Annotated in this window: 7 protein-coding genes; all 7 read right to left on the minus strand. The window is 52.4% G+C overall.

Annotated elements, in window-relative coordinates:
- The coding region (locus B2Y11_RS01540) for a response regulator transcription factor (RefSeq protein WP_291055275.1) at window positions 1-554 on the minus strand (554 nt) is incomplete at its 3' end.
- A gap of 35 nt (window positions 555-589) precedes the next feature.
- On the minus strand, window positions 590-1,981 hold the full coding sequence (locus B2Y11_RS01545) for an ATP-binding protein (protein ID WP_291055277.1): 1,392 nt from the start codon (window positions 1,979-1,981) through the stop codon (window positions 590-592).
- A gap of 12 nt (window positions 1,982-1,993) precedes the next feature.
- On the minus strand, window positions 1,994-4,357 hold the full coding sequence (locus B2Y11_RS01550) for a hypothetical protein (protein ID WP_291055282.1): 2,364 nt from the start codon (window positions 4,355-4,357) through the stop codon (window positions 1,994-1,996).
- 184 nt (window positions 4,358-4,541) lie between these two features.
- Entirely contained in the window at window positions 4,542-5,012 is a 471-nt protein-coding gene (locus tag B2Y11_RS01555; RefSeq protein WP_291055285.1) for a hypothetical protein, read from the minus strand.
- Between the two features lie 287 nt (window positions 5,013-5,299).
- A complete protein-coding gene (locus B2Y11_RS01560; protein ID WP_291055288.1) occupies window positions 5,300-6,052 on the minus strand; it encodes a TPM domain-containing protein in 753 nt (250 codons plus the stop codon).
- A 13-nt stretch (window positions 6,053-6,065) separates the two neighbouring features.
- A complete protein-coding gene (locus tag B2Y11_RS01565) occupies window positions 6,066-7,166 on the minus strand; it encodes a hypothetical protein (RefSeq protein ID WP_291055291.1) in 1,101 nt (366 codons plus the stop codon).
- 22 nt (window positions 7,167-7,188) lie between these two features.
- On the minus strand, window positions 7,189-8,682 hold the full coding sequence (locus B2Y11_RS01570; protein ID WP_291055294.1) for an SPFH domain-containing protein: 1,494 nt from the start codon (window positions 8,680-8,682) through the stop codon (window positions 7,189-7,191).
- Between the last annotated feature and the right edge of the window lie 830 nt (window positions 8,683-9,512).

A 9,512-nucleotide genomic window follows, 5' to 3' on the forward strand; every position in this document is an offset into this window, starting at 1 on the left:
CCTGTCTTACGAAGCATATTGCTCACATGGAAGCTGACAGTTCGTATGCTCATGTGCAGTTCATCTGCTATTTCCTTGTAGGACAGGTTGCGGCAGACCAGGCGCAGAATATCCAGTTCCCGATCTGTCAGTGTCACCCCCTGGATGCCGAAGGTCACCTGGCCCCGGACATCGGGAAAAATATGCTCCCCTGCCATAGTCTTCTCCAGGCAGTCCATAAATTCCCAGGCCGTGCTTTCTTTGTAGATAAAGCTGTCCGCTCCGGCGCTTCGGGCCATTTCCAGAAAGCTGATATCCTGAAATCCGGTCATAATGATGATTTTAGGAGGGTTCTTACGCTCCTTCAGGCGCTTTGCCAGAATAATGCCGCTGTTCTTTCCCTCCATGCAGATATCCAGAAGAATCGCATCGGGATGAAGCTGGTCACAGACCGGCTTCACCAGCTCTGAAAAGGGCAGGGCACTCACTACCTCAATATGGCTCTGCCCTTCAAAGATTTTGACCAGTCCCTCCAGCAGGATTTTCTGGTCATCCACAATCATAAGCCGAATCATAGACATCCTCCATTTCCAGAAAAGCATTGAACGAATCAGTGTTTCCTTAAGGTAATCACAAAGTGCGGAGCAGTCTTATACTGAAGGTCTGCTCCCAGATTCCGGGCGCACTGTTCCATGGCCCTGAGGCCGGTTCCCCGCCGAAGAGGGCCTTTTAATCCCCTGCCATCATCGACAATCCTAAGGGCTGTCTCTCCGTCCCTGCCAAAGGTCACTGTTATGGATCCGGCCTGCCCGTGGAGAAGTGCATTGGTGAGGGCTTCCCGTATGATATGAACAAATTCTCCCGCCCGAAAGGTATCATCGGGCAGAGCCCCCTTTTGGATGACCGAGACCCCCAGTCTGCCATAAGCAGCAATGAGTGCATCCAGTTCTTCCTTCGGGTCTGCCATTCTGTCCTCTCGCAGATCTGCCATCATGTCTTCCAGGCTGGGAAGAATAGTGCTGTAATCGCTGATATTCTGATTATTCAGGAGCCGCTGCAGGATGGTAATGCGCTGCCCTAATATATCATGGATTTTATAGCGCAGATTTTCCATAGTCTTCCGTGTCTGCAGTTCCACCATGTTTCCGAGTGCATCTTTCACCGCCGCATTCCGCTCCTTCAGCACCCGGTTCTTTTCGTCCAGCTCCTGGTTCAACCGATAGAGGTCCGTCACATCGGATGCAGTAATCTGCCAGCCGGACTCACTGCGAAAGTGGATGGGATGGCGCTGCAGGAGCCAGGCCTCTCCGGACTCCAGGATGAAGAGCATATCCGGCCCGTGGCGCTCCATGGAAAGACCCGGCCTGCCGTCACAAAGGGGCAGCAGGTGCCAGAAAATATTGCCATTGCGAACTACCGTGCCAAGAATCTTCTCCATCACCTCGTACATGGTGAAATTTACAAGCACCGGTTCCCCTTTTTCCTGACTGATGAGAAGGCCCTCATCCAGGCAGTCCACCGCCGTCTGGATGGAGCGGGCCGTGAGCTGCTGCCGGTAACGGCCATAAGTTTCAGGGAAAAGGCGCAGCAGCCGCCATGCCAGGAAGGCCAGGGAAAGGGCCAGGGACCAGGGCAGGATGTCATCAAATACAGGCCATAAAAGAAGGGAAGCCCCTAAAATCCACAGGCTCCGGGCCCGTCGGTCATGAAACCAGTACAGAGCACTCAGCGTACCCGCCAAAACTGCAGCCCACCGCCAGATATCGGTGCCGTGGGCATAAACGACACCATCCCTGCCGTCCGTAAAAATTTCATATAACACCGCCATAACTGCCAGAAGCAGGATAAGACTGCTCCCTTCCAGACATTTCCGTCCCAGATGGCTGAATTCCGCCTGGGGCATGAGGAAATAATAAAGGACGCTGTTCACCAGGAAGAGAACCATGGAAACAACAATGAAAAGCAGGATTTCCCAGGAAGGAAGTGTGTATAAGTTAACCATAATGTTTCCCTCCTATGTGAATGAATCGGTGCTTTCCCTGGAAAGCCGAACCGTGAGTCTTGTGCCATAGCCCGTGTCATCACATTGTACAGAAACATCATACTCCGACAGAGCCTGCCAGGAAGCAGGGCGGGTTTCTCCTTCTTTTTCTTCCAGCACTACGGAAAAAATCCAGTCCTTCTCCGTCTCTTTGAACCGACAAAGCCAAAAAGCTTCTCCCCGGGCCAGTACCTCTTCTCCCACATCCTCGAAAATATCATAGAGCGTCAGGGCTGCCTGCACCGGCAGATTTCCCTTCAAATCAAAGCCCACAGAGCCCCGGAGCCCGGCCTTTTCCAAATATCGCCAGGATTCCTCCACCGCCATAGCCAGTTCCCGGGCATCCAGCATGCCTGCCTCCTTTCCCTGCAGGAGGAGGATACATCGCTTTTTCAAATAGCAGGCCAGGATATGAAGACGGCTGATGACTGCATCGGTGTGGGGCCCGGGCTTTGCGGTCTTCAGATAAGCCAGCCTGTGCCGGATGGCCGGCTGCTTGCGGGCAATGATTTCCTCCAGTTCTCTGTAAACTCTAAGGGTGACACCCTGCTCAATCGCCTGACGGCGGATATCACTAAGACAACTGAGGAGTTCATAGGACCAGTTCAGATCCTGGTTGAGACGTTCCAAAAGAGCCTGCCGCCGACGCAGGGGGCCCACATCCCTGTACCAGCGCACCAGGCCGCCGGAAATGGGCATGGACTGCACTTCAAAGTCCTCTCCCCGCAGCGGAGCCGTGCCACTGGATGCATAGACCAGGTGCCCGTCATGATCATAGAGCTGCATGGCCAGGCTGGAATGGCGGAAAAAGTCTATGTACCCCTCATTGGCCGGGACGAATTTTCCCCTTGTCACCAGTTCCAGCCAAAGAAGAACAGTCCAGATCGTCACCAGCACCAGCTCCGATGGCCGGAAAGGGGAACCAGGCAAAGCATACCCGACCACATAGATTCCATATCCCACCACAACGGCCAGGGGCAGGATCATCCGGGCGGGATGGCTCACCTTCCGGGAGAGAGAGGTATAACAGAGCACGCCATTCACAGCCAGAAGCTCCATGCCATAGACAGCAGCCAGGATGAAATATAGGGGCCCATAGCCATGACGGCTGTAAGCCGCCGCCAGACCAGCAGGCAGCGTAAAGACCAGCTGGTGGAAATCATTGGTCATCACCAGGAAGGCAAGAAGCAGATTTCCTGCGAAGATTCCCTTCATCCACCGGGGACAGGGCCTGGTAAGAAAGGCATAGGAGGCGCTGTAGCCGATCCATAGAAGAAAAGAAATCAGGATACCATAGAAAAGATAATAGCTGTACCAGATATAGCGTATGCCGTCATTCATGAAATCGGGCAGGCTCAGTTTGATTTCCCGGAAAAGTATCCAGCAGCACAGGGTAATGATGACCCCCAGATAGGCCCGGCGAACCTGGGGCTGCAGCACCTGCCGCCTGAGGCGTCCGCCCCAGAGGATGACAAAGAACAAAGTTACCGTATACCAGACCATATGACTGAAACCGGTGAGGATGGTGGGCCGGCAGCTTTGGAAAACATGATTGGTAATCTGCCGTGGAATATCATCGCCGGCCTGCAGAAAGGCTTCCGCATCAGAAACGAAGCGGGCCCCGGGCGGCGGGGAGAGAGCATATCCTGCGCCCTCCAGCGCCTCCGACAATCTTTGGCTGTCAAAGGATAAAGACTCCTTAGCCAGAAGTCCCTTCCTGAACGCCAGAGTTCCTTCCTCAGGGACTACCGGATGTACAGGAATGCCCTGTCTCTGCCACTCACGGACCTGATAATCGAACAGCACATAAACATCCGCGGAAGGCCGATTTTCTCCTTCCTCCATAGAAAGCCGCCCATCCTCCTGAAGCTGCCTCAGTAGTTCCACCCCTGCCCTGCCGGATAGATCTCCTTTCAGCCCATAGCTCATGGCCTGTATGAAGAAGAGCCGGGCCGGATTGGTGCCGGTCACAGCCAGGGACAAAGGAGCGGAAGAGAGACTCTGCCATCCTGTAACCGGTACCGGGCAGCTGTCTGATACAGCCAGAACTACGGTGGCCGTATACTGGGGATACCACTGATAGGAGGCGCGGCTGCCTCCCTGCAGCACTGCCGCCTGTACATCGTAAGCTTCTACAGCCTGTACATCATCTTCCGGAAGATGGTGCAGCAGCTGGGATGACGGAATCCCCTGCACCTTTGCCCCTCTTTCAGAAAGAATGCGGCCATAGCTTTCTCCTTCGTCATGGTTGTACAGGATAACTGCTCCCGAGACCGCCGTAAGTGCGGACAGCCAGAAGAGAAGGCCAAGCCATAAAAGTCTGATCCATTTCCCCATAGCCCTCACCTGCCCCCGGGGATTCTCGAAAGAAGGATGCATCGAATAATTGTTACCTTCATTATAGCATAAGAGCCCCATACCAGAACAAAAAAGGAACGGCAACAGGAAGTATCCTGTGCGGTTCCTTTACTTTATTTATTTACGATTTCATTTGCAAAGATAATAGTCCTTTTGCCCCTTCTTAACCAAAGGCTTCTCTACGGCCTGTGTTCACATCATAGCTGTCCTGCAGCATCGCTTCAGCGTCATCGATATTCCCTGTCCAGGGACCCGCCGCTGTTTCCGGATGCATGACGAACCAGGCAATGGACTGGCCGGAAATCTGGCGGCTATACCATTTTTTATTTCTCTTTTTAAGTCCGTCATGATCCGGTGTCACTTCATACACAACAGGGATGTCTTCACTTTCCGGAGGACGTACCAGGATTTCCAAAAGACCATTGCCGTCAAGGTCAGTGACCGCAAATTCCCGTACCGGTTCCCCGTCCATGGGATAAACCTCTTTCCAGTTCTTTATAAAAATGCGGATCTGCTCAGCTTCCGCACCGCCATCGCCGGGACAGATTGTATTTCCTTCGTCCCAGGCCCGGGACGAAGCTCCCATAAGGCAGGCCGCCATCAGTCCCATGAGCAGTATCTTTCCAAATCTCATAGTGAACCTCCCGGATTTCTTTCCAAATGCCCACTGTACCAGAAAAGCACTGATTCATTCGCAGAGTATGCCTTTATAAGAATTTTGATGCACCACTTCGTCAGGAGATTCTTAAACAGCCTGCTATTCGCGTCATCATATTCCCTGGATGGCACCAAAATTCAAGAATGAAAGGCTACAACGATTTAATCAGCGTTTCCCCGGAGGCCCGAATACCACCGACACCCATGATGATCCGGACCCCGCAGGCACAGTGACCATAAGAATGGAGTAAACAGGATGGAATATCAGAATTTACCGCCGCCTCCTCCATGGCCGACATCGGTGCTATCATTCTTCTTTGCTTTAGGTGTACGGGTGACATTCATATAGAGGAAAGTGTCTTCCTTATCCAGCAGCTCGAAGCTCTCTCTGTCCAGGTACGTATTCGCCGCCGGCGCAGGCACCACGTTGCTCATACCGCGGATGAGGACGGCGCGGATGAGGAATCCGCAGGCCCCGCCTATGGCCAGGGCGATGGCCAGGGCCAGCGGGCTGAAGCCGCTTTTCGGATCATAGGCTTTCCCGTTTTCTTCGTAATAAGCCAGCTGTTCTCCCACGCCCCGGGCATAAGCCGTAAAGGCTCCGGCATAATCACTCTTTTTGAGAGCGGGCAGAAATTTTTCTTCCAGCGCCGGAATGCCCTTTGCATCGGTAATCCGTTCCTTCATGGCCTTGTCAGTGGCAATGTAGTAATCCCTTGTATCCATGGCCAGGACAAGAACCATATTGCCCTTTTTCCCATCCTTGAAAGTACTGTCCAGAAGCTTGTTGGCATAGTCTCCGATTTTCATTTTGTTCGTAGAAGGCACTGTGATAATTGCCATTCCTACACCGTAACGCTTTTCCACATCCTGCAGTTCTTTCATGACAGCAGTGCGTTCGGAGGTCTGCAGAAGCTTTGCACCGTCATGGAGTCCCAAAACGTCGGATGCCGCTGCAGTGGCAGTGAGGAAAAGAGCCGCCAGAAACATAAACAGTGGTAACACATATTTCTTCATGCCTCTCCCCTCCTTACACAAACATCCTGACAAGGAAATAGAATACAGCGGTCAGTACAGCGGTGCTGCCGGCCCAGTACAGATTGGCCTTATTCTTATCCCAGGGAAGGCTGCCCACCATTTTTCCTGTCTGGCCGTTCATCATGAATGTATAGGGCTTGTCCTCATAGCGGGTGGTTAGTATCCACACCGGAGCCATGGCGTAGGAAACGCTGCCTTCGCCCTTGTTAATCACATCGTTCACCAGCTCGCGGCGCATGTATCCTTCTACCGTATCCTCCAGAACACCTACGGCACTTTTGCGTACCCGCTCATCAGCCCGGGGTGCAGCGGCTTCCGCATCCACATCATACTTGTCGGCCAGGCACCCCGCCATGTAGGCACTGCTGAAGGGTTTGAGATCTCCGTAATCATAGGGCTCGATGCTCTCCATATAGGTATCGTCCATTTTATTGCTGCCATCCACAGGAATCTGCCGGAAACGCATTTTTCCTCTGCGGTCGCAGCGATACACGTTCGTTTCCGTGACCCGTTCATCCTGGGTTTCATAGACCGTATCCGACTCCGCCTTGAATTCCGCCGACGCCGTCACTTCTGAATCAAAAAGCCAGAAAGGCACATACATGGGCTGGATGGATTCCACCCGGTTGCCTGCAGTAAAAGCTTTGGGCAGGAGCCATTTGCCTTTGTAAAACTCCTTCAGCTGAGCCACCGCATCTTCCTTGGTCTTCTTGAAGGGAATGACGAAATCTGGTTTCAGCATACCGTTAAACCGGCTGGGCAGCATGACCGGATTACCGCAGTAGCAGCATTCCGTGGCCATGGTGTTGCCGTCACTGACGATTTCCGCGCCGCAGGAAGAGCAGGTAAATGCCTTCATGGCAGCTGCTTCCTCTTCGCTCCATTCACCGCCTGCGCCTTCCGTATGCCATTTGGCCTCCTTTGCCGCCTGGGCTTCCGCCGCCATTTTTTCCTGCTTTGCAAAAATCTCTTCGATTTTAGCAGTCTCGAATTCCGTATCGCAGTACGGACAGGTCACTCTGGCGGCGCCGGGGGAAAATGACAGAGGACCGCCGCAGTTCGGACATGTATAGCCTACAGATGTATTGGCCATATTTCTCACCTCATTTCATGGACTACTGTTTGTCTTTATCGTCAAAAGGGTCACCGCACCGGGGGCAGAATTTCGGCGGATGATGAGGATCCTCCGGCTGCCAGCCGCACTTGTCACACTTGAAGAGCGGAGCTCCTGCCGGCTTCGGACTGCCGCATTCCATACAGAACTTCCCCTGATTCACTGCACCGCAGCCAGGGCAGACCCAGCCCTTTTCTTCCTTCTGTTCCGGTTTTGTCTTTCCGCAGTTCATGCAGAATTTTCCTGTATTGCCCGTCTGTCCGCACTGGCAGGTCCAGGCACCTTCCGCCGGCTTGAGTTCCGGCTTCCTGGCACCGCAGCCCGGACAGAATTTGCCCTGGTTCACAGTGCCGCACTGAGGACAGGTCCAGCCGACGGCAGCAGGTCCTTCTGCTACCCGGGCCGCCGCGCGGGCTTCCGCCGCCATTTTTTCCTGCCTGCGGGTCATCTCATCGAGTTCCTTCTGCCGCCTCATAAACTCCTGCTGCTGAGCCATCTGCTGATACAAGCCGGCTCCTGCGTTTCCAGCCATATTCATATTCATAAAGCCGAAAGCCGCGCCGCCGCCCCCTTCATTCTGGGCAGCCATACGCATGGAATCACTGGTGGAATCGGCCATGGCGCCCATGGCCATCGAAGGATCGGCAAAAGTCTTGCTCATCTGCACTTTCTGAACCTTCGCTTCATCCTCCTCATTGGCCTTGATACTGTTAATGCCGAAGGACACGATTTCCAGACCCCGGAGCTCCCGCCAGCGCTTGGACAGCACATCATTCAGGGCATCGGCGATTTCGAAAGTCCGCCCCGGCAGCTCCACATAGTCAATGCGCTGGGCACTCAGTCTGGCAAAGGCCGGCTGCAGCGCGTTCAGAAGCTCCGACTTCAGCTGGCTGTCGATCTGGCTGCGGTCAAACACATCCGCTGCATTTCCGACCACACCCGTATAGAAGAGCACCGGGTCCACAATGTGGTAGCTGTATTCGCCGAAGCAGCGCAGGCGGATGAGCAGAATCTGCCCCGTATCGGGATCTTTCATTTTGAAGGGGACTTCCTGAGGCGTGCCATACTTGTTGCCAAGGATTTCCTTCATGTTGAAATAGTAGACCCGCTGATCCTTTCCCGTGTCGCCGCCAAAGGTGAACCGTTCCTTCATCTGGCCCCACATATCTTTTATGCCCTGCTTCAGGGTGCCGGTGAAAATGGAAGGTTCTGTGGATTTGTCATAAATGTATTCCCCCGGTTCGCTGCATACATCCACCACCTTGCCGGACTCCACAATCATCATGCACTGGCCGCTGTTGACGGCGATTTTGGAACCGTTGGAAATAATATTGTCTTCTCCGCCGGTATTGGAACTGCGGTTGTGGGAACTGGTCCGCTTCTGCCCCTTCATCATAAGAATGTTGGCAGGCATGCTGTCGCAGTAGAAAAACTCCTTCCACTGGTCGGCCAGTACGCCGCCGGCGGCACCCATGGCTGCTTTGATCAAACCCATAATACTTACCTCCTTTTCACTTCCCTATTGATTAGGAATCAATAAAATCAGCTTTCCTTTCATCTATAGGATAGCTGATTATGAAATAAAAAAATACCTGTAATTTACTACAGGTCATGGAACCGTCGAGATTAAACATAGGACTCTGCAGATTTTGCACACGCAAAAAAGCATGGCCTGCAGTCGGCGCTGCCGATGAGGTCATGCTTTCTTAATCATTTAAATTATTCCCACTCTTTAATAACAAATGTCATTAAAATTAAATCTATTGATTTCATCGACACTTTTTTCAACCCTATTCTCAGATTTTTAATTATTATAACTGATTTTCCTATTTTTTATCGAATAATTATTGATTTTTACAATAATGCAATTGTATATTTTTCCATTTTTATCCTCAAAGCAGGGACAGAGATTTAACTGCACTTTCCTCCATCCCCACCTTAAAATGCCCCCTTTGTATTACCCCTGCTGTTCAGCTAAGAGCCTTTTTGCGTACGTCCATGTTAGGGCCTGCTGGCACGGCTGGTACCGCACTTACGCTACAACCGGACCTGTAGTGGGGACAGCGGTGGACGGAAAGTCAATAGGAGCAGCTGCCATTGCTGCACCCACCGATAGTCATTTCTTTTGCCGCCGCTTATGCAATCGTAAGTTTTCTTTCTAATCTGTTTGACTGATGGTAGAACCATCGTCGGAACAACAGGAGTTGCCCCTCTAATAATCAAGACATTCCTTTTGTCTATCTTCGATACCTAACTAGACAAAACGGGCTTAGGGAAGCACTGATTAATTCGCAGAATCGAATTTCATATGAATTTTTATCCAAT

The sequence above is a fragment of the Dialister sp. UBA1703 genome, assembly GCA_002320515.1.
Taxonomy (GTDB): domain Bacteria; phylum Bacillota; class Negativicutes; order Veillonellales; family Dialisteraceae; genus Dialister.

What these genes read in the sequence shown, in the direction of transcription:
- B2Y11_RS01545 (WP_291055277.1), bottom strand. Translation starts at nt 1,981, where the DNA reads ATGGTTAACTTATACACACTTCCTTCCTGGGAAATCCTGCTTTTCATT.
- B2Y11_RS01550 (WP_291055282.1), bottom strand. Translation starts at nt 4,357, where the DNA reads ATGGGGAAATGGATCAGACTTTTATGGCTTGGCCTTCTCTTCTGGCTG.
- B2Y11_RS01555 (WP_291055285.1), bottom strand. Translation starts at nt 5,012, where the DNA reads ATGAGATTTGGAAAGATACTGCTCATGGGACTGATGGCGGCCTGCCTT.
- B2Y11_RS01560 (WP_291055288.1), bottom strand. Translation starts at nt 6,052, where the DNA reads ATGAAGAAATATGTGTTACCACTGTTTATGTTTCTGGCGGCTCTTTTC.
- B2Y11_RS01565 (WP_291055291.1), bottom strand. Translation starts at nt 7,166, where the DNA reads ATGGCCAATACATCTGTAGGCTATACATGTCCGAACTGCGGCGGTCCT.
- B2Y11_RS01570 (WP_291055294.1), bottom strand. Translation starts at nt 8,682, where the DNA reads ATGGGTTTGATCAAAGCAGCCATGGGTGCCGCCGGCGGCGTACTGGCC.